Source organism: Krasilnikovia sp. MM14-A1259 (assembly GCF_047159535.1).
In the GTDB taxonomy this organism is placed as follows: Bacteria; Actinomycetota; Actinomycetes; order Mycobacteriales; family Micromonosporaceae; genus Actinoplanes.
This window is the reverse complement of the sequence record NZ_BAAGAJ010000002.1, coordinates 3,910,578-3,930,432: the sequence shown is the minus strand read 5'-3', so window position 1 is coordinate 3,930,432 and position 19,855 is coordinate 3,910,578. Positions and strand designations below refer to the sequence as shown.

General features: G+C 72.5%; 17 protein-coding genes. 11 read left to right on the top strand and 6 right to left on the bottom strand.

Features of this window, described 5'->3' with window-relative positions; translation table 11 throughout:
- Positions 1-4 precede the first annotated feature (4 nt).
- The 3 genes from ACMCNK_RS17615 to ACMCNK_RS17605 are packed head-to-tail and all read left to right on the top strand — an operon-like array spanning position 5 to position 2,584.
- Positions 5-880, top strand: a complete 876-nt coding sequence (locus ACMCNK_RS17615; protein ID WP_412740893.1) for a GT-D fold domain-containing glycosyltransferase — start codon at positions 5-7, stop codon at positions 878-880.
- Positions 881-932: 52 nt separating this feature from the next.
- Positions 933-1,850 (top strand): GT-D fold domain-containing glycosyltransferase, encoded by a 918-nt coding sequence (locus tag ACMCNK_RS17610; protein WP_412737499.1) that lies wholly within the window; start codon positions 933-935, stop codon positions 1,848-1,850.
- A 50-nt stretch (positions 1,851-1,900) separates the two neighbouring features.
- Positions 1,901-2,584 carry a GOLPH3/VPS74 family protein gene (locus ACMCNK_RS17605; protein ID WP_412737498.1) on the top strand — a complete coding sequence of 228 codons (684 nt, stop codon included), beginning with the start codon at positions 1,901-1,903 and terminating at the stop codon, positions 2,582-2,584.
- Positions 2,585-2,593: 9 nt separating this feature from the next.
- Here the strand turns inward: ACMCNK_RS17605 and ACMCNK_RS17600 are convergent, their stop codons facing one another.
- Positions 2,594-4,237 carry a phospho-sugar mutase gene (locus ACMCNK_RS17600; RefSeq protein WP_412737497.1) on the bottom strand — a complete coding sequence of 548 codons (1,644 nt, stop codon included), beginning with the start codon at positions 4,235-4,237 and terminating at the stop codon, positions 2,594-2,596.
- A gap of 19 nt (positions 4,238-4,256) precedes the next feature.
- Entirely contained in the window at positions 4,257-6,242 is a 1,986-nt protein-coding gene (locus ACMCNK_RS17595) for a protein kinase domain-containing protein (RefSeq protein WP_412737496.1), read from the bottom strand.
- Positions 6,243-6,447: 205 nt separating this feature from the next.
- Here ACMCNK_RS17595 and ACMCNK_RS17590 point away from each other — a divergent pair, with 205 nt between their 5' ends.
- Positions 6,448-8,019, top strand: coding sequence for a methylmalonyl-CoA mutase (locus ACMCNK_RS17590; protein ID WP_412737495.1), 1,572 nt, complete (start codon positions 6,448-6,450; stop codon positions 8,017-8,019).
- 281 nt (positions 8,020-8,300) lie between these two features.
- On the top strand, positions 8,301-9,578 hold the full coding sequence (locus ACMCNK_RS17585; protein ID WP_412737494.1) for an amidohydrolase: 1,278 nt from the start codon (positions 8,301-8,303) through the stop codon (positions 9,576-9,578).
- A 70-nt stretch (positions 9,579-9,648) separates the two neighbouring features.
- On the opposite strand, the gene ACMCNK_RS17580 is transcribed toward ACMCNK_RS17585, so the two are convergent.
- Positions 9,649-10,698, bottom strand: coding sequence for a DUF4349 domain-containing protein (locus ACMCNK_RS17580; RefSeq protein ID WP_412737493.1), 1,050 nt, complete (start codon positions 10,696-10,698; stop codon positions 9,649-9,651).
- Between the two features lie 108 nt (positions 10,699-10,806).
- Here ACMCNK_RS17580 and ACMCNK_RS17575 point away from each other — a divergent pair, with 108 nt between their 5' ends.
- From ACMCNK_RS17575 to ACMCNK_RS17560, 4 genes are read left to right on the top strand one after another with little or no spacing between them, the layout of a single operon-like run.
- Positions 10,807-11,442, top strand: coding sequence for an MBL fold metallo-hydrolase (locus ACMCNK_RS17575; protein WP_412737492.1), 636 nt, complete (start codon positions 10,807-10,809; stop codon positions 11,440-11,442).
- A gap of 4 nt (positions 11,443-11,446) precedes the next feature.
- The gene (locus ACMCNK_RS17570) at positions 11,447-12,454 is read left to right on the top strand and encodes a hypothetical protein (protein ID WP_412737491.1); all 1,008 of its coding nucleotides are present in this window, start codon (positions 11,447-11,449) and stop codon (positions 12,452-12,454) included.
- A 44-nt stretch (positions 12,455-12,498) separates the two neighbouring features.
- Positions 12,499-13,236 (top strand): SCO6745 family protein, encoded by a 738-nt coding sequence (locus tag ACMCNK_RS17565; RefSeq protein WP_412737490.1) that lies wholly within the window; start codon positions 12,499-12,501, stop codon positions 13,234-13,236.
- 58 nt (positions 13,237-13,294) lie between these two features.
- Entirely contained in the window at positions 13,295-14,257 is a 963-nt protein-coding gene (locus tag ACMCNK_RS17560; protein WP_412737489.1) for a GNAT family N-acetyltransferase, read from the top strand.
- On the opposite strand, the gene ACMCNK_RS17555 is transcribed toward ACMCNK_RS17560, so the two are convergent.
- A complete protein-coding gene (locus ACMCNK_RS17555; protein ID WP_412737488.1) occupies positions 14,254-14,715 on the bottom strand; it encodes a gamma-glutamylcyclotransferase family protein in 462 nt (153 codons plus the stop codon). The two genes, ACMCNK_RS17560 and ACMCNK_RS17555, sit on opposite strands and share 4 nt — an antisense overlap.
- A gap of 90 nt (positions 14,716-14,805) precedes the next feature.
- Here ACMCNK_RS17555 and ACMCNK_RS17550 point away from each other — a divergent pair, with 90 nt between their 5' ends.
- Entirely contained in the window at positions 14,806-16,206 is a 1,401-nt protein-coding gene (locus ACMCNK_RS17550; RefSeq protein WP_412737487.1) for an NAD(P)H-quinone dehydrogenase, read from the top strand.
- Here ACMCNK_RS17550 and ACMCNK_RS17545 read toward each other — a convergent pair.
- Positions 16,136-16,930 (bottom strand): DedA family protein, encoded by a 795-nt coding sequence (locus ACMCNK_RS17545; RefSeq protein ID WP_412737486.1) that lies wholly within the window; start codon positions 16,928-16,930, stop codon positions 16,136-16,138. The two genes, ACMCNK_RS17550 and ACMCNK_RS17545, sit on opposite strands and share 71 nt — an antisense overlap.
- Positions 16,931-17,303: 373 nt before the next feature.
- A complete protein-coding gene (locus ACMCNK_RS17540; RefSeq protein ID WP_412737485.1) occupies positions 17,304-19,058 on the bottom strand; it encodes a biotin carboxylase N-terminal domain-containing protein in 1,755 nt (584 codons plus the stop codon).
- A 66-nt stretch (positions 19,059-19,124) separates the two neighbouring features.
- Here ACMCNK_RS17540 and ACMCNK_RS17535 point away from each other — a divergent pair, with 66 nt between their 5' ends.
- Entirely contained in the window at positions 19,125-19,796 is a 672-nt protein-coding gene (locus tag ACMCNK_RS17535) for a PadR family transcriptional regulator (protein ID WP_412737484.1), read from the top strand.
- Positions 19,797-19,855 lie beyond the last annotated feature (59 nt).

The window sequence follows — 19,855 nt, the reverse complement described above, 5'->3', positions numbered from 1 at the left end:
CAGGGTGGACCGGGTGCTGCGCCGCTGGCGGGCCGCCGCGCCGGCGCCCGGCCAGGCGCGTCGCGTGGCGGCCGTGGTCAACGCCGAGGGCGAGGCCACCCGCAAGATCCTCACTGACATCCGGTGGGAGCTGCGCGAGCAGCGCAAGTACCTGGAAGCGTTCCGGCACGTGGTCGCCCGCGACGTGTTCGCGGAGCTGCGCGCGTTCACGGAGGCGCAGCAGCTCGGCCTCGCCGCCACGCTGGAGCGGGTCGCCGCGGACCGGATCAGCTTCGCCCGCTTCGGCGACGCCGAGCTCAAGCTGATGCTGCGGCCCGACACGGAGACCGGCGGGCAGCCGTGGTCCGCGGGGCTCGCCGGCGATCTGCGCGAGCTGCTGACCATGCACGGCCACGACCGCGAGCGCCTGCTGCTGGGCTTTCCGCACCCGTACCGGAACCTGCAGTGGACCGGGGTCTGGCTGGACCTCTGGCCGGAGCTGCGGCCGCTGCTCGACCCGGACTTGGTGTTCGGGACGACCCACGTGACCCGGCCGCTGATGTTCCAGCGCCTGGGAGAGCAGGGCACCCGGTTGTGGCGCGACATCTGGGCGGACCGGGACGTGTGCGTGGTGACCGGGGAGAAGTCCCGTTTCGTGTGGGAGGCGGGCCTGTTCGACGGGGTGCGCTCGCACCACACGGTCCTGTCCACCAGCACCGACGCGTACGCGGACCTGCCGCGCCTGATGAAGGAACTGGCCGACCAGGACCCCGATCGGCTATACCTGGTGGCGCTCGGCCCGGCAGCTCCGCTGGTGACCGCCGGGCTGGCCCGCACGGGCCGCTGGGCGATCGACGTCGGCGCGCTGCCCCAGAACTGGGCGAAGGCTCAGAAACGCTGACCCGCGCTTACCATGCACGACAACGAATTCGGGAACTCTGGAGGGCCATCCGGTGTGGCGTAGGGCGCGGCAGTCGATCCGTCGGTATGTGCGGCCGGGCGCGGGTGACGCGTCGGGTGCCGCCGCGACGGCCAAAGGCGCGGACGACGCCACCCTGAAGGTGCTCAAGGACATCCGCTGGGAGTTGCAGGAGCAGCGCAAGTACTTCGAGAACTTCCGGAAGGTGATCGCGGCCGACGTGCTCACGGACGTCGCCCGCTTCACCGACGAGCACCAGCTCGGCTTCGAGCAGACGCTGGAGAAGATCGCCGCCGAGCGGGTCAGCTTCGCCCGTTTCGGCGACGGCGAGTTCACCACGATGCTGCGGCCGGAGTTCAACCTGCGCTTCCAGCCCTGGTCGGCCGAACTCGCCGCGGACCTGCGGGCGGTGCTCACGCTCGACGGGTACGACTCCGACCGGCTGATGCTCGGCTTCCCGTACCCGTACCGCAACGTGCACTGGTCCGGGGTCTGGCTGGACATCTGGTCCGAGGTGCGGCCCCTGCTCGACACCTCGATCTCGTACGGCAACAGCCACGTCTCCCGGCCGGTGTTCTTCCAGCGCACCGGCAACCGCGGCGTCGAGCTGTGGCGCAACGTCTGGGACAGCCGGGAGATCTGCATCGTGACCGGGGAGAACTCCCGGTTCACGCTGGAGCCGGCGCTGTTCGACAACGTCAAGTCGAGCCGATTCGTCCATTCCACCCCGGTGAACGCTTACGCGGACCTGCCGCGGCTGATGCAGGAGCTGGAGAAGGAGGACCCGGACCAGCTCTACCTCATCTCGCTGGGCCCCACCGGCACGCTGCTCGCGGCGTTGCTGTCCCGGATGGGCCGGTGGGCCATCGACATCGGTCACATCAGCGACAGCTGGGCGAACGTCTTCGCCGGCGGCCAGTGGCCGGAGTCCAAGGGCGTCAAGGCAAAGTGACCCCACCTCCTGCCCGACGGGCATGACGGCGGCCACTATCGTTCCATGTCATGACCTCCATCGCGCTCGCCGAGGAACTGCTCCTTCTCGCGTACGACGACGAGACCGGGAAGGCGACCGGCTCGCGTATCGGGCTCGACCTCGGCATGGCCGCGGCCGTGCTGGTCGATCTGGCGCTGAAGGGGCGAATCGCGTACGTCGACGGCTACTTGAAGGTCGTCGACCCGACGCCGGTGAACGACCCGATCGAGGACGCCGTGCTGGCGAAGGCGGCGGCCGACGAGCCGCACACCCCGGCGCAGTGGGTGCAGCGGCTGCGGCACGGCCTGCGCGCCCGGGTCCTCGACGACCTGGTGGCGCGGGGGGTCGTGCGGGACGTCGACGAGACCCAGCTCGGGGTCATCCACGTGCACCGGTACCCGACCACCGACCCCGCGTACGAGGCGGAGATCCGGGGCCGGCTGGCCAACGCGCTGATGAGTGACGCGGTGCCGGACGAGCGCACCGCCGCGCTGGCCACACTGCTCATCGCCACCCGGATGGAGCCGGCGCTGCGGCTGCCGGCCGACGAGGCGGCGCGCGCACACCAGCGGCTGGAGGCGATCGCCAGCGGGGCGGGCTTCTCCGGCGGGGTGAACCTGGAGGACTCGATCGTGCGGCCCAGCGTCGCGCTCGTCGTCGCCACGCTGGGCCGGGCGATCACCGCCGCCCTCGGCACCCCCAAGGCCCTCTGAGCCGGGCGCTCAGCCCAGGCCGAGCGCGGCCGCGGTCTCGGCGCGCAGCTCGGTCAGGGCGGCGGCCGCGCGGGTCCGGGCCGCGGCCACGTCGCCGTCGCCGACCGGCTCCACCACCTCCAGGTACGCCTTGAGCTTCGGTTCGGTCCCCGACGGCCGGATCACCACGCGCGCCGCCGCGGTCCGGAACGTCAGCACGTCCGCCGCGGGCAGCCGGTCCTCGACCTCGGTCAGGTCGGCGCCCAGCAGGGTCACGGGGGGCTTCTCCCGTACCTGGGTCATCGCCCGGCCGATCTCCGCCAGATCGTCGACCCGGACGGAGAGCTGGTCGGTGGCGTACACCCCGAACTCGGCGGCCAGCTCGTCCAGCCGGTCGGACAGGGTCCGGCCCTGTGCCTTGAGCGCGGCGGCCAGCTCCGCCACCCGTAGCGCAGCCGTGATGCCGTCCTTGTCGCGCACGTGCCCCGGCGCCACGCAGTACCCGAGCGCCTCCTCGTAGCCGTACGCGAGGTCCTCGGCTCCGCGGACGATCCACTTGAAGCCGGTGAGGGTCTGCGCGTACGGCACGCCGCGGGCCGCGCACATCGCGCGCAGCAGCGACGACGACACGATCGTGGTCGCGTACGTGCCGGGGACGTGGTGGCGCTGGAGGTGGTCGGCGAGCAGGGCGCCAAGCTCGTCGCCGCGCAGCGCACGCCACGTGCCATCCGGGCCGGGCACGGCGACCGCGCAGCGGTCCGCGTCCGGGTCGTTGGCGATCGCGAGGTCCGCGCCGGTGGCGGAGGCGAGCGCGAGCAGCCGGTCCATCGCCCCGGGCTCCTCCGGGTTGGGGAACGCGACCGTGGGGAACTGCGGGTCCGGCTCCGCCTGCGCGGCGACCACGGCCGGGGCGGGGAACCCGGCCCGGGTGAACGCGGCGGCCAGCACCGCCCCGCCGACCCCGTGCAGCGGCGTGTACGCGACCGTCAGATCGCGGGGGCCGGGGTCCAGCACCGCGGCGGCGCTGTCCACGTACCCCTGCACGACCGCCTCGGTCAGCACCGTGCCGGGCTCGCCGAGCGGCACGTCGGCCAGCGGCCCGACGGCCTGGATGGCGGCCTCGATCTGCACGTCGGCCGGGGGCACGATCTGCGCGCCCGCCCCGGCCGGGCCGCCCAGCGCCGCGCCCAGGTACACCTTGTAGCCGTTGTCCTGGGGCGGGTTGTGGCTGGCCGTGACCATCACCCCGGCCACCGCGCCGAGGTCGCGTACCGCCCAGGCCAGCACGGGGGTGGGCAGGGGGCGGGGCAGGACCAGCGCGTCCCGGCCCGCGCCGGTGGCGACCCGCGCGGTCTGCTCCGCGAACTCGCGGGAGCCGTAGCGGGCGTCGTACCCGATCACCAGCGGGCCCGGGCCGCCCTGGGCGGCGAGCCAGCCGACCAGCCCGGCCGCGGCGCGCGTGACCACCGCGAGGTTCATCCCGTTGGGTCCGGCGCGCAACTGGCCCCGCAACCCGGCCGTGCCGAACGTGAGTGGCCCGGCGAACCGGTCGGCCAGCTCCGCGGCGCTGCCGGGCAGGCGCTCCAGCAGTGCGGTCAGTTCGGCGCGGGTGGCGGGGTCGGGGTCGTCAGCAAGCCAGGCCTCAGCCCGGGCGCGAAGATCGTCAGAAGCCATGCTCAGTGGATAGCACGCCTCAGGCGTTCTGGAACGCGAAGGTCCGCGTCATCTCCTCGAAGATGGGCTTGCTCTCCGCGAACTTGGCGTCCGACGAGGTCAGGTAGAACGAGTACATCTTCCCGTCGCGGGTGGTCTCCTGCCAGATCCCATGCCGCATCTCGTCGCCCTTGCCGCACGTGTACTCCAGCTGCGCGCCCGCCTGCCCGGCCACCTCGACGTCGGACACGCTGAGCCGGCTGTACGGGTCGGGGCAGTTCTTCGAGGTCTGCAGCGTGTGCTCGGCGATCTTCTCGGCGAACCGGCGCGGGTCGGCGTCGCCCTTCTCGACCAGGATGCGGACCTTGCGCTTGCTGTCCTGCGGGTCGACGTAGTCCACCCAGACCCCGGAGGCGCTGCGGAGCCACGTCTTGGGGACCTTCACCGTCACACCCTTGCCGCGGTGCTCCTGGGTCTCGAACGACGCCTGCACCGGCTGCGCGGCCGCCTGCTGCTGGTTGCGCTGCCGGGTGTCGTTGCCGCCGGTGAACACCAGCACCAGGGCCAGCACCAGCACGACCGCCAGGCCGCCCGCCGCGGCGATCTGCATGTTGCGGGGCCAGCCCCGGACGGTGGTGACGGCCCGCTGCGCGCCCAGCCGCACCGTCTCCGACGCAGCGGCCAGGACGGCCCGGCGCCGGGCACCCGGGCTCACCACGACCGTGCCGGGCATCGGGTCACGAGCTGCCCGCGCGCCGTCCCACGAGCGGCGCGGCGGGATCACGCCGGTCGGGTCGGCCTGACTGCCGCCCGGGGGCAGCATGCTGGTCCGCTCGCTGTCCCCGCCGGGCGGGATGACCGTGGTCCGGTCGCCGTCGCGGCCCGGCGCCGGGTACGCCCCGGTGGGCGCGCCGGCGACCGGGGTCGCCGTGGTCGGCTCGGGCTCGGGGGCACGTCGCCGCCCACCGCCCTGGCGCAGCTTGGCGAGATGCCCGCTGAGCGACTCGCCCGGGGCGAGCATGGCCCGCCCGCCGATCCCGCCGCTGGGCTTCGCCTCGGGAGGCGGCACCGCCTGGGTCGCCGCCGGGTCCGGCCGCTGGGCCGGCACCACCGAGTACGGGTCCGTCATGAGGTGCGGCGGGGACTTGCTGGCCAGCGGGCCGGCCAGCTGCTGGCGCAGCATCGTACGGGCGGTCTGCACGTCGAAACGGCGGGCCGGGTCCTTCTCCAGCAGGCCCATCAGCACGCCGGTCAGCGAACCGGCCCGCTCCGTCGGGGCCGGCGGGTCCTCGACCACGGCGTGCATGGTCTCGATCGGGTCGCCCTTGTCGAACGGCGGCCGGCCCTCGACCGCGGTGTACAGCGTCACGCCGAGCGAGAACAGGTCGCTCGGCGGGCCGAAGTCGTGGCCCATCGCGCGCTCGGGGGAGATGAAGTGCGGCGAGCCCAGCACCATGCCAGGCGTGGTGAGCTGCACGTCGGTCGGCATCCGGGCCACGCCGAAGTCGGTGAGCACGCACCGGCCGTCGGCGCAGATCAGTACGTTGGCCGGCTTCACGTCGCGGTGCAGCACGCCGTGGGCGTGGGCGACCTCCAGCGCGCCCAGCAGGGCGATGCCGATCTTGGCCACCACGCGCGGGGCGACCGGGCCGTCCTCGATGACCATGTCGGCGAGGCTGCGCGCGTCCAGCAGCTCCATGACGATCCACGGCCGGTCGTTCTCGTGGACGACGTCATACACCTGTACGACTGCGGGATGCTGCAGCGCCGCCGCGGCGCGGGCCTCGCGCATCGTCCGCTCGAACATCGAGTCCCGGTCGCTCGGGGCCAGACCGGGCGGGAGCACGACCTCCTTGATGGCCACGTCGCGGCGTAGCAGCGTGTCGGCCGCGCGCCAGACCGTGCCCATGCCGCCATGGCCGACCGCGGCGCGCAAGGTGTAGCGCCCGCCGATGAGCGTGCCCGGGGCTGCGCGTCCGCTGGTCGGAGTGGTGTCACCACCGCTCCACGTCGGAATCTGAGTCACTGAGATTGCCACCGAGGGGGATATAGGGCCGGGGACCAACTCCGCTATCTTGCCGGTTCCCACCCCCTTTGTGAAAGTCGCTGGGGCCGTGTTCCGGGGAACTTGACTCCTGGTAGTGATATCTGTGCCGTCGGTTCCGGAGTTTGTCCACAGGTGGGCCAAAGACCACACCCCATCCCCTGAACGACGCCTTAGGATCGCCCCTGTGAACGCAGAATCCGGGTTCGAGATCAAGCCGGTGTACGACCGCGACGACGTGCCCCCCGGCGCCGAGGCGCGGATCGGCGAGCCCGGGCGGTATCCGTACACGCGTGGGGTGTATCCCACGATGTACACCTCCCGCCCCTGGACCATGCGGCAGTACGCCGGTTTCGGCACCGCCGCGGAGTCCAACGCGCGCTACCACCAGCTGCTCGCGGCCGGCACGATGGGGCTGTCCGTGGCGTTCGACCTGCCCACCCAGATGGGCTACGACTCCGACGAGCCGATCGCCCACGGCGAGGTCGGCAAGGTCGGGGTCGCCATCGACTCGATCGACGACATGCGGCGGCTGTTCCACGGCATCCCGCTGGACCAGGTCTCCACGTCGATGACGATCAACGCCCCCGGCTCGGTACTGCTGTTGCTCTACCAGCTCGTCGCGGAGGAGCAGGGGGTGCCCGGCACCGCACTGCAGGGCACGATCCAGAACGACATCCTCAAGGAGTACATCGCCCGGGGGACGTACATCTTCCCGCCCAAACCGTCGCTGCGGCTGGTGGCGGACACGTTCGCGTACTGCCGGGCCCAGATTCCGAAATGGAACACGATCAGCATCTCCGGCTACCACATGGCCGAGGCGGGGGCGTCGCCCGCGCAGGAGATCGCGTTCACCCTGGCCAACGGCGTCGAGTACGTGCGCGCCGCGGTGGCCGCCGGGCTCGCCGTGGACGACTTCGCCCCGCGGCTGTCGTTCTTCTTCGTCGCCCGCACGACACTGCTGGAGGAGATCGCCAAGTTCCGGGCGGCCCGGCGGATGTGGGCGCGGATCATGCGGGACGAGTTCGGGGCGAAGGACCCGAAGTCGCTCATGCTGCGTTTCCACACTCAGACCGCCGGGGTGCAGCTCACCGCGCAGCAGCCCGAGGTCAACCTGGTCCGGGTCGCGATCCAGGCGCTCGGCGCGGTCGCCGGTGGCACCCAGTCGTTGCACACCAACGGGTACGACGAGGCGATCGCCCTGCCGACCGAGAAGGCGGCCCGGCTCGCGCTGCGCACCCAGCAGGTCCTCGCGTACGAGAGCGGGCTGACCGGCACGGTCGACCCGTTCGCCGGGTCGTATGCGATCGAGGCGTTGACCGACGAGGTGGAGGCCGCCGCGACCACGCTGATGGAGCGCGTCTTCGCGCACGGCTCGGCGGTGGAGGCGATCGAGCAGGGCTTCCAGAAGCGGGAGATCGAGGCGTCCGCGTACCGGATCGCCAACGAGATCGACTCCGGTGACCGGGTGGTGGTCGGGGTCAACCGGTTCACCCTCGACGAGGAGGAGCACTACGAGCCGCTGCGCGTCGACCCCGCCATCGAGGCGGGTCAGGTGGCCCGGCTCGCCGAGCTGCGCGCCGACCGCGACGGCGCCGCCGTCGAGGCGGCCCTGGCCGACCTGCAGAAGGCCGCCAACGGGACGGACAACGTGCTGCCGCCGATGCGGGAGGCGTTGCGCCTTCGTGCCACCGTGGGGGAGGTCTGCCACACGCTGCGCGGCGTGTGGGGGACGTACCACCCGGTGGAGCGCTTCTGACTCCGGGGCCAGCCGAATCGGACTCGTGGTGTGCCAACCCGCGGCCCGCCGGGGTCATCGTGGGCTGCGTTTGAACCGCGTCACCTCCGCGAGACGTTACCCGTTGTAGGAGGTGGTGATTCGATGTCTGTGTTCATGGACACCGCTCTTATCAGGGCTTTCGTGACCGTACGCGTTCCGATCGCCACGGGAATGACGTTGCGCAGCGTCACCACAATCGGTCTACGCTGTCGCACGTTGCAGAAACCCGTCCAAACTTCGAGAGCGATAGAGAACCCGACATGACGAGTGCTCTGACGGTGCCCGGCGGCACCCCGTCGCCCACGGAGTCGATGTCGCCCGCTTGGCCCTCCCCGCCACCCGGCGCCGACCCGCTCCCCGGCCAGCTCGACCGCTGGCTGGCCGCCCGTGGCGCGGAACTCGTGGCGATCCGCCGGCACATCCACGCCCACCCCGAGCCGTCGCACGCCGAGTTCGAGACCGCTGCGCTCATCGCGCGCGAGCTCGCGGTCGCCGGGCTCTCCCCGAAACTGCTGCCCAAGGGCAACGGCGTCATCTGTGACATCGGCCGCGGCGACCGGGTCATCGCGTTCCGCGCCGACCTGGACGCGTTGCCGCTGCACGACGTCAAGGACGTGCCGTACCGGTCCACGGTCGCGAACGTCGCCCACGCCTGTGGCCACGACGTGCACACCACCGTCCTGCTCGGACTCGGGCTGGCCCTGGCCCAGCTCGAGGAGCAGGGGGAGCTGCCCGGCCGGATCCGGCTGCTGTTCCAGCCCGCCGAGGAGTCCGTGCCCTCCGGCGCGCCCGAGGTGATCGCCGCGGGCGGCCTCAAGGACGTCGCGGCCATCTACGCGCTGCACTGCTACCCGCAGTTGCCCGCCGGCCTGGTCGGGGTGCGTTCCGGGCCGTTCACCGCGGCCGCCGACACGGTCGACGTCACGCTCACCGGCCCGGGCGGCCACACCGCCCGCCCGCACCTGACCGCCGACCTGGTGCATGCGCTGGGCCGGGTCATCGTCGACGTGCCCGCGCTGCTGGACCGCCGGGTCGACCCGCGCGCCGGGGTGTCCATGGTGTGGGGTGCGGTGCACGCCGGGGAGGCGTTCAACGCGATCCCCGACGAGGGTCACGTGCGCGGCACGGTGCGCATCCTCAACCGCGATGCGTGGCGTGAGGCCCCGGATCTGGTCACCCGTCTGATCCGCGACGTCGTCGCCGCCACGGGCGCGCAGGCCGAGATCAAATACCAGCGTGGCGTACCCCCGGTCATCAACGACCGGATGGCTGCGGCCGTCATCGCCGGTGCGGCCGGGGCGGCGCTGGGCGCCGACCACGTCGTCGAGGCCGAGATCAGCATGGGCGGCGAGGACTTCTCCTTCTATCTGGAGCACGTTCCCGGCGCGATGATCCGGCTCGGCACCGGCATCCCGGGCGACGCGGTCCGCCACGATCTGCACCAGGCCGACTTCGACGTCGACGAGCGGTGCATCGGGTACGGCGTCCGCGTGATGACCCACACCGCCCTGGCCGCCCTGGCCACGGGAGCCTTCTGAGCCCAGCCGGTGGGCGGCGAGGTGGTGTGCCCACCCGACCTCGCCGCCGGCACCGCTGAGCGGCCTGCCCCTACTGTGGACCGTCGGTCGGCCCCGACGCGGGCTTGGCGGGCGGCTTCGCCGCCTCCGCGACCGGTCCGGCTGTCGCGACAGGGGTCGCTGTCGATGGGGTCGCAGCAGATGCCGTCGCCATCGCTGGGGCCGCCGTCGAGGGGGCGGGACGCGAGCGGCGGCCGTAGCGGCGGATCAGCCAGAAAGCGGCGAACGCGGGGATGCCCAGGGCCAGCAGCCACGGCAGCAGCGCGCCCAGCACGGTCAGCAGCACCGCCAGCGACGCGACGAGCGCGTGCCAGCCGCCTTTGAGCCCGGAGAAGAAGCCGGGCGTGCCCTCCGGCTTGGCCACGGCCGCTTCCGGGCCGAGCAGTTCCGCGGTGATCGTGGACAGGGCGGTGAGGTCGGCCAGGTGGCGCTTCTTGGCCTGCAGCGATGCCAGATCCGACTCCCGTGTGGCGACCTCGCGTTCCAGCATGACCAGGTCGTTGAGCGTCTTGGCCTGGGCCAGCAGCCGCCGGCCGCTGTCCACCCGGGCCTGCTGCGTGGAGATGCGCGCGTCCAGGTCGACGACCTGCTCGGTGACGTCCTCGGTGTTCGTGGAACGCTGCTGCTCGGTGCCCAGCCCGGCGATCTGGTCGACCAGCGCGGCGAATTTCGCCGACGGTACGCGCAACGTCAGCGAGGCGTTGTCCCCACCGGAGCCGTCCGGCCCGCTGTGCCGGTTGTCGCCGCCGACAAAACCGCCCACGCCGGTCGCGAACGCCGCCACCTGCGCCGCCGTGGCGTTCACGTTCTTCACCCGTACGGTGATGGAGCCGGTGTAAATGATCGACCGCTGGTCGACCGACAGGTCGGGTGCCTGGGCACCGGGGGCCTCGGCGCCGGGTGCCTTCTCCTGGGCGGCGTCGGCCTGGGCCTGGCCCTGCATCGGTGCCGCGGGTGCCCGCCCGACGGCCGTGCTGGCCTGGTCCGTGGAACCGCCCGAGCTGCAGCCGGCGAGCGCCAGAGCCAGGAGCGCGGCCGTCGCGCCCAGCGCCCGGGTGTTATGTGGGTGTCGCATTCCCATGATTTCCTCCATCCCCGCAGGGTCTGCACGCTCGGACGTGCGGCGAGGGTGTCGCGGTTCCGGCAGACTGCGAGTCGACGAGTAACGAATCGGCTGCGGAGGGATCCCGTGCGCGTCACGAAGCTCACCCACTCCTGCCTGCGCATCACCGGCGGCGACACCGTGCTGGTGGTCGACCCGGGCGTGTTCGGCGAACCCTCGGCGTTGGCCGGTGCGGACGCCGTACTCATCACCCACGAGCACCCCGACCACCTCGACGTGGACGCGCTCGCCGCGGCCGTCGCCGCCAAACCCGACCTTCGGGTGTACGCCCACGCCGACGTGCTGCCGCAGTTGTCCGGTCTGGCCGACGCGGTGACGGCCGTGGCGCAGGGCCAGGAGTTCGAGGCCGCCGGGTTCACCGTGCGCGCGTACGGCGGTCAGCACGCGGTCATCCATCCGGACATCCCGCGGATCGCGAACCTCGGCTACCTCATCGCCGACGGGCAGGACACGGTGTACCACCCGGGCGACTCGTACACCGTGCCGGCCGAGCCGGTCGACACGCTGTTCGTGCCGCTCAACGCGCCGTGGATGAAGCTCAGCGAGGCCATCGACTTCGCCCGTGCGGTCAAGCCCCGCCGGGCGTACGCGCTGCACGACCACCTGCTCACCGCGCAGGGGGCGCAGATCAGCAACGGGCACCTGGAACGGCTGTCCGGTACGGAGTACGCGCAGCTCGCCCCCGGTACGACCGTCGACTGACGCGGTGAGCGGGGACCGGTCCGCCGACATCGTGCGGCGGCTCTACGAGGCACCACCGGACGGTTTCGTCGCGGCCCGTACGGCGGCGGTCGACGCGGCGCGGCGCTCGGGCGACCGGGAGGCGGCGAAGCGGTACGCGGCGCTGCGCAAACCGACCGTCGCCGCGTGGCTGGTGAACCTGCTCGCGCTGCACCGCCCCGACCTGGTCGACGAGCTGGTCGAGCTGTCCACCGAGCTGCGCTCGGCCCAGCGCGCGCTGCACGGCGACCTGCTGCGTGAGCTCTCCACCCAGCGGCGCCGGATGGTGTCCGCGCTGGTCGGGGTCGCCCGGGACCTGGCGGTCGCCCAGGACCCGGCGCTGTCCGCGGGCAAGCTGCCGCTGGCCGAGGTCGAGGCGACGCTGACCGCGGCGCTGGCCGAGCCGGAGATCGCCGCGCAGGTGCGGTCGGGCCGGCTGGTGCGCGCCGCCTCGTACGCGGGGTTCGGCGAAGTGCCCCGGCCACGGCTACGCCTGATCACCGCGGACGATCCCGCCGAGGCCGCCGAGTCCGGCGACGCTCCGGTGGCCGCCGAGCCCGACGACGGTACTGAGGCCGCCGGGTCCGGCCAGGCTCCCGAGGCTGCCGAGCGCGGCAATGCGTTCGAGCGCGGCGACCGCCGGGCAGCGCATGACCGGCCGGACACCGGCCCGAAGGAAGCCGCCACGGCCGGGCCGGGGGCCGCCGCCCGGCGGGCGCTCACGCGGGAGCTGGCCTCGGCCCAGGCGGCCGAGCGCAAGGCGGCCGACGCACTCGATCGGGCGGTCGCCGCCGAACGTGACGCAGCTCATGCCCTGGATGAGATCGAGGCGGAGATCGCCGAGCTGGACCGGCGGCGGGCCGTGGCCCAGGCCGACGTGTCCGGGCGCACGCTGGCCCGACGCTCCGCGGAGCGGGAGGCGACCGCCGCGCGCCGCCGGGTCGGCGACGCCGAGGCGGCGATCGAGGACCTCGATCTTCGAGGACGTGAGTGAACGGCCATTTTCCAGAACCGGTCAGGCAGAGCAGAATCGGGCACGTGACTCCGGAACAGGCAGCCGCCACGGCCAAACCGGGACTCGCGGGGCTCGTCGGTGCGTTCGCCGAGTCACCGCGTACGCTGCGCCGCGCCCGGCTGCTCGGCCTGTCCGGGTGGGCCTACCACGTGTCCGCGAGGGCCGGGGCGCTCGGCGACGTGAAGCCCGAGACGGCGGCTGCGGCGATCGGCTTCATCGCGCCCGAGGCGGTCACCGACGGCTGGGAGGCGGCCGCCAAGACCACCGAACCGCGCGAGGTCGCCACCTGGCATCTGCATGAGCTGTGCGTGTGGGGTGCCGAGGAGATCGGCGAGTTCCCGAGGCTGAGCCGCCTGCTCGGGCTGGCCCGGCGGGTGGTGGACGGGGTCGACGCGGCGGGGCTCCCGCTGTTCGCCGCGTGGCGAGCGATGCCGGTACCGGACACGTCGCCGGGCGCGCAGGCCGCGGTGGCGCTGCACCTGCTGCACGAGCACCGGATGAGCGTGCAGGTCCTGGCGGTGCGCGCCAGCGGCCTCACGCCGTTGCAGGCGATCATCGCGGGCCCGGAGGGGGAGACCGGGGCGGTGGCGTTCGGGTGGCAGCCGCCGTACCCGCCGGCCGGGCCGATCGTGCGGCGGCTGATGTGGGCCGAGTCGGTCGCGGACGCGCTCGCCGGTCAGGCGTACGCGGAACTGGACCTGACCGAGCGGGTCGAGCTGATCGGCCTGCTCGAGTCGCTGCATCACGCCCTGGGCCGCTGAGCAGCGTGTTCGGGCCAAACCGGTTGGCGAGGCGCCCTTGCTGTGGTCCGATGCGCTGGTGACCGAATTGCCCGACGGCTGGACGACGCGCCGGCCGAGCCTGGACGACGTCCCCGCGATCCTCACGCTCGTGCACGCCAGCGACGTGGCCGCCATGGGCGAGCCGGACTTCACCGCCGAGGAGGTTCGCGAGGCGCTGACCGCGCCGAACACCGACATGAACCGCGACTGCTGGCTCGCCCTCGACCCGGCCGGGCAGATCGTCGGCTGGACGTACCCGCACAACACCACCGGGGGCGAACGCGACTTCATCGAGGTGTACGTCTGGCCGGGGCGGGGCGAGCCCGCGCAGCGCCCGCTGCTGGAGCTGATGCTGGCGCGGGTCGCCGAGCGGGCGACCGGATTCGGGTACGACCCGATGACCGTGCGCGCGGGCGCCATCGCCACCGAAACGGCGTGGATCGTGACGCTCACGGGCGCCGGGTTCACGTTCGTGAAGCAGCACGCCCGGATGAGCATCGCGCTGGACGACTCGGTGCAGCGGGTGCCGGAGCCGCCGGCCGGGGTCGCGGTCCGTCCCGTGCGCGCGGACGACGACGCGGAACTGCGCCGGTTCCACGCGACGATCGAGGAGGCGTTCGCGGACACGGACCATCGGGCGACCGACTATGAGACGTGGCGCGGGCAGGTCGCCGCGGAGAGCACCGTGGCGTACGACGAGTGGTTCGTCGGCGAGGTCGACGGGCAGTGGGCCGGGGTGCTGCAGAGCTCCGACGTGGGCGCCGAGGACAACGCCGGGTGGGTGAAGTTCCTCGCGGTGCTCGGCCCGTACCGGCGGCGGGGGGTGGGTGAGGCGCTGCTGCGGCGCGCGTTCGCCACGTACGCCGCGAAGGGGCGCACGGAGGCCGGGCTCGGTGTCGATCTGGCCAACCCGACCAAGGCCGCGCGGCTCTACCACGCGGTCGGCATGCGCCCGATGTACCAGGCCGAGATCTACCAGCGCACCGTGGCGGCGGCCTAGAGGTCCGGCGACGCGGTACGGGTGGGGCGCGAGCGCAGCTCGGTCACGTAGTCGTCCGGGGCGCCGGCCTTCTCGGCCGCGTTGGCGATCTCGGACAGGTACCACGTGGTGGGCATGCCGCCCTCGTAGCCCGCGAACACGTACACCCAGGCGCTGATGTCGCCCTCCAGCGTCGACACCCGGACCGTCACCTTCTGGTACGCCCCGGCGGTCACGCCCTCGACCTCGTCGAGCTGTGCCGCATCCCACTGGTGCACGTCGTAGAGCGCGACGAACACCCGGTCGCCGGGGGACTCGACGATCGTGGTGACCGCGCCCTCCCAGCCCATGTCACCTTCGCCCGCGAACGTCAGGCGCCAGCCTTCTATCCAGCCCACGCCGACCATCGGCGAGTGCGGGCAGTAGGCCCGCATGCGGGCGGGGTCGAGGTTTGAGCCGTACGCGGCGTAATGACGCACGGCGATGACGATAGCCCGAGCCGCCGGTAGGGGAGAATACGAAGGTGCGTAACGGCACGTCGGGGTGAGTTTTGCGAGGATTGGAGTGCTGTGAGCCGGATTGTCATCATTGGCGGAGGACCCGGCGGCTACGAGGCCGCCCTGGTCGCCGCCCAGCTCGACGCGGACGTGACCCTCGTCGAGGCCGATGGTGCCGGTGGGGCCTGCGTCCTGTCCGACTGCGTGCCGTCCAAGACCTTCATCGCCAGCTCCGAGGTGGTCACCGGCTACCGGCACAACGAGCAGTTCGGGGTCAGCTCAGCCGGGCTGGAGGGCGTCACGGTCGACGCGAAGGCGGTCAACGAGCGGGTCAAGCGCCTCGCGCTCGCCCAGTCCGGCGACATCCAGGCCAAGCTCGTCAAGGCCGGCGTGGACGTGGTCAACGGGCGGGCCCGGCTCGGCGAGGACACCCTGGGCCACACCCACCAGGTGCTCATCACGCCCGCGGGCGGCCAGCCGTACGCGGTGGATGCCGCCACCGTGCTGATCGCCACCGGCGCCACGCCGCGGGTCCTGCGTACCGCGGCGCCCGACGGCGAGCGCATCCTCGACTGGCGTCAGCTCTACGACCTCACCGAGCTGCCCGAGCACCTGATCGTGATCGGCTCCGGCGTCACCGGCGCCGAGTTCGCCAGCGCCTACCTGGCCATGGGGGTCCGGGTCACGCTCGTCTCCAGCCGGGAGCGGGTCATGCCGCACGAGGACGCGGACGCCGCCATGGCCATCGAGCGGGTCTTCCGAGAGCGCGGCATGACGATTCTGAACCAGTCCCGCGCCGACTCGGTCACCAACACCGGCTCCGGCGTGCAGGTCACGCTCGCCGACGGCCGTACGGTCGAAGGCTCGCACGCCCTCATGGCGGTCGGTGCGATCCCGAACACCGCCGATCTGGGCCTGCGCGAGTACGGCGTCGACGTCGCCGACGGCGGCTACGTCACCGTGGACCGGGTCTCCCGGACCAACGTCCCCGGCATCTACGCGGCCGGTGACTGCACCGGGGTACTGCCGTTGGCCAGTGTCGCCGCGATGCAGGGACGGATCGCGATCTGGCACGCCATGGGTGAGGCGGTCGCGCCGCTGCGCCTGCGTACGGTCTCCGCGAACGTCTTCACCGACCCCGAGCTGGCCACGGTCGGGGTCTCGCAGAACGACGTGGACGCCGGACGGGTGCCGGCCCGTCAGGTCATGCTGCCGCTCACCGGCAACGCCCGGGCGAAGATGGCCGGCCTGCGCGACGGCTTCGTCAAGCTGTTCTGCCGCCCCGCCACGGGCCAGATCGTCGGCGGTGTCGTGGTGGCGCCCAAGGCGAGCGAGCTGATCCTGCCGATCACGATGGCGATCGAGAACAACCTGACCGTGGACCAGCTGGCCCACACGATCACTATCTACCCGTCGTTGTCCGGCTCGATCGCCGAGGCGGCACGCCAGCTGATGCAGCACGAGGTGCAGTAGGGCGGTCGGCGCTCCGCCCGTCCGGCCCTTCGGCGCGGGGCCTGTCTGGGCCGGGCCGGTCGGCGCTCGGCCCGTCGGTGTCCGTGTGCAGCTCGGTGTCGCGGCCGCCGAACAGCGCGAGCATCCACCCCGCCGTGCCGAAGATCACCGCGGCGGTGGCGGCCACGGCGAACAACCGCCACGCCGACTGGGTCACCGCCGTGCCGCCGACGTGCCCGACCAGGCCCCCGTACGTGGCCCAGCCGATCGCGGCCAGCCCGTCGTACGCGACGAACCACTTGATCGGGTATCCGCGGCGGCCGGCGTGGTACCCGGCCGCCATCCGCCCGCCCGGCACGAACCGGCACAGCAGCAGCACCAACGGCCCGGGCCGGCGCAGGCCGCGGGTGAAGCGGGCGGCCGCGCGGCGGGTCCGCGACTCGCCGAGCACGGCGTCGTGCCGGGGGGCGAACCGGTGGCGTAATGCGGCCAAGCGGTCACCGACCCTGCCGCCGCCCGCGGTGCGGCCGAGCACGAACGCGATCGAGTCGCCGGTGAACATGCCCAGCGTCCCGACCGCGATGACCAGCGGGAGGCTCAGGTTGCCATACACCGTCAGGGCGCCCGAGGTGATCATGATGGCCTGGATCGGTACGACCGGGACCATGGCGTCCGCGGCGAGGAACCCGAACAGGGCAAGGTATGCCCAGGCCGGTGTCGCCACTGCGGTCAGCAGGTCGGTCATGTGGTCGGCCACCTCGCGGCTTGGGGCTGAAGGGCGTCTCCTGGCAGTAGAACGCGGATACCTGGGAGAAAAGCTGCAGATCTCAGCATGCGCTCAGGTCTGTTGCGGCAACCCGGTGATGCCCGACACCGTACGGCGCGAGAACGGCCCGAGTGTGGTGGTTTCGTCCCGGTGTCGGGCAGTTCGAGCCTGATGGGCAGTCGGTTTGCCGATACGTGATCGCCGCGGTGGCGCGTACGGTTGATGCGGTTCGCGACGCCGGGTCCCCGTTGTCGGCGTGGCGGACGGCGCGCGCCCGCCCGGCCGCGTCCGGGTATGCGGCGCCCCCGGGCCGTCGGTAGGTCCCGTACCGGCGGCCCGCCCCGCGCCTGCCTCAGTCGATGGTGCAGATGGTGGTACCCGCGGTCACCGTGGCGCCGACCTCGACGGCCAGCCCGGAAACCGTGCCGGCCCGGTGAGCCTGCAGTGGCTGTTCCATCTTCATCGCCTCGACCACCACGATCACGTCGCCCTCGGAGACCGTGTCGCCGTCCTGGGCGGCCACCTTGACGATGGTGCCCTGCATCGGCGCGGTCAGCGCGGCCGCGCCGCCCGCGGCCGCAGGGGCCTGCTGACGGCCTCCGCCACGGCGTGCGGTGGGGCGGGCGGCGCCGGCGGCTGCGGGCGTACCCGAGGAAAGACCGGCGGGCAGACGGACCTCGAGCCGCTTACCGCCCACCTCGACCACGACGGTCTCGCGGGCCGGCTCCTCCGTGCCGGGCGCGGCGTGCGCGACCGGCTCGACCCCACCGGCCCACTCGGTCTCGATCCACCGGGTGTGCACCGTGAACGGCTCGGACGTGAACGCCTCGTCGCGCACGACGAGCCGGTGGAACGGCAGCACGGTGGCGATGCCCTCGATGACGGTCTCGTCCAGGGCGCGGCGCGCGCGGGCCAGCGCCTCGGCCCGGTCCTCACCGGTCACGATGATCTTGGCGAGCATCGAGTCGAAGTTGCCGCCGATGACCGTGCCCGCCTCGACGCCCGCGTCGACCCGGACTCCGGGGCCGGACGGCCAGGTCAGCGCGGTGACCGTGCCGGGGGCGGGGAGGAAGTTGCGGCCCGCGTCCTCGCCGTTGATCCGGAACTCGATCGAGTGCCCGCGCGGCTGCGGGTCGGACGTGTGGCGCAGCGGCTTACCCGCGGCGATCCGGAACTGCTCGCGCACCAGGTCGACGCCCGCGGTCTCCTCGCTAACCGGGTGCTCCACCTGCAGCCGCGTGTTGACCTCCAGGAACGAGATCGTCCCGTCCTGGCCGACCAGATACTCCACAGTGCCCGCGCCGTGATACCCAGCCTCGCGGCAGATCGCCTTGGCGCTGGAGTGGATCTGCGCCCGCTGCTCGTCGCTCAGGAACGGCGCGGGCGCCTCCTCGACCAGCTTCTGGTGGCGGCGCTGCAGCGAGCAGTCACGCGTGCCGACCACGATCACGTTGCCGTGCGTGTCCGCGAGGACCTGCGCCTCGACGTGGCGAGGCCGGTCCAGGTAGCGCTCGACGAAACACTCGCCGCGCCCGAACGCGGCCACGGCCTCGCGGGTCGCCGACTCGAACAGCCCTGGGATCTCCTCGATCGTCCGGGCCACCTTCAGGCCGCGCCCGCCACCGCCGAACGCCGCCTTGATGGCGACGGGCAGCCCGTGCTCGCGCGCGAACGCCACGATCTCGTCCGCATCGGCCACCGGTTCGGGAGTGCCCGCGACCAGCGGCGCACCCGCGCGCTGCGCGATGTGCCGCGCGGTGACCTTGTCCCCGAGGTCGCGGATGGCCTGCGGGCTCGGCCCGATCCAGATCAAACCCGCATCGAGTACGGCCTGAGCGAACTCCGCATTCTCCGACAGGAAGCCGTACCCGGGGTGCACCGCGTGGGCGCCACTGCGGGCCGCGATGTCGAGCAGCTTGTCGATGCGGAGATACGTCTCGGCGGCCGTGGTGCCGTCCAAGGCGTACGCCTCGTCGGCGAGCCGCGCGAACGGCGCGTCCCGGTCGGGGTCGGCGTAACCGGCGACGCTGGTGAGGCCTGCGTCCTTGCAGGCTCGGATGACACGGACGGCGATTTCGCCGCGGTTGGCGATCAGTACCTTGCGCACGTCGCTGAGCCTAGCGCCCCGACACCGACTCGGTGCTCAGTCAAGTTTGGCTATTACGCTGAGGACGTGTCCGCCACCCGCATGATGATCCTCGGCGTTGTCCAGTGGATGCAGCCGGTGCACGGCTACGACGTGCGGCGTGAGCTGCTCAGTTGGAGCGCCGACAAGTGGGCGAACGTGCAGCCCGGGTCGATCTATCACGCCCTGCGCAAGCTCACCGACGAGGGCCTGCTGCGGGCGGTGGCGACCGAACAGGTGGGCGCACGCCCGGCGCGCACGACGTACGAGGTGACGGAGAAGGGCTCGGCCGAGTTCGAGGCGTTGTTGCGCAGCAACTGGTGGCATCTCGCCACCCCGCCGGACCCGTTCATGGCGGCTTTCTCGTTTCTGCCCGCCCTGCCCCGGGAGGAGGCCGCGGCGGCGCTGCGCAACCGCGCGACTCAGTTGCGTGCGGGCGTGCAGCAGTTGCAGGCTGCGCAGGGGTCGGAGTGGGCCGCGCGCAAGCCGACGTTCGTCAGCTGGATGTGGGAGCTGGCGATGGACCGCGCCGAGGCGGAGATCGCCTGGTGCGAGCGGGTGGCCAAGCGCGTGGAGCAGGGTGAGCCGTACCTGCCTGCGTCGCCGCCGTGCGACCGTGTTTCGGAGGATGCGGCGGCCGAGGAACCCGTCGCCGGGCCGGCCGGTGAGCAGGATCGGACCGGGCGTCCGGACTGGCCGGACGAGTGGGTCGACCGCTGACTATTCAAGTTTGACTAGTCGCGGTGGCGGCCCTACGCTGCCCCGTGGCGGGCGTTCGC

Excerpts from the sequence above, each read along its gene's own strand:
- ACMCNK_RS17605 (WP_412737498.1), top strand. The coding sequence starts at position 1,901 with ATGACCTCCATCGCGCTCGCCGAGGAACTGCTCCTTCTCGCGTACGAC.
- ACMCNK_RS17600 (WP_412737497.1), bottom strand. The coding sequence starts at position 4,237 with ATGGCTTCTGACGATCTTCGCGCCCGGGCTGAGGCCTGGCTTGCTGAC.
- ACMCNK_RS17585 (WP_412737494.1), top strand. The coding sequence starts at position 8,301 with ATGACGAGTGCTCTGACGGTGCCCGGCGGCACCCCGTCGCCCACGGAG.
- ACMCNK_RS17580 (WP_412737493.1), bottom strand. The coding sequence starts at position 10,698 with ATGGGAATGCGACACCCACATAACACCCGGGCGCTGGGCGCGACGGCC.
- ACMCNK_RS17545 (WP_412737486.1), bottom strand. The coding sequence starts at position 16,930 with ATGACCGACCTGCTGACCGCAGTGGCGACACCGGCCTGGGCATACCTT.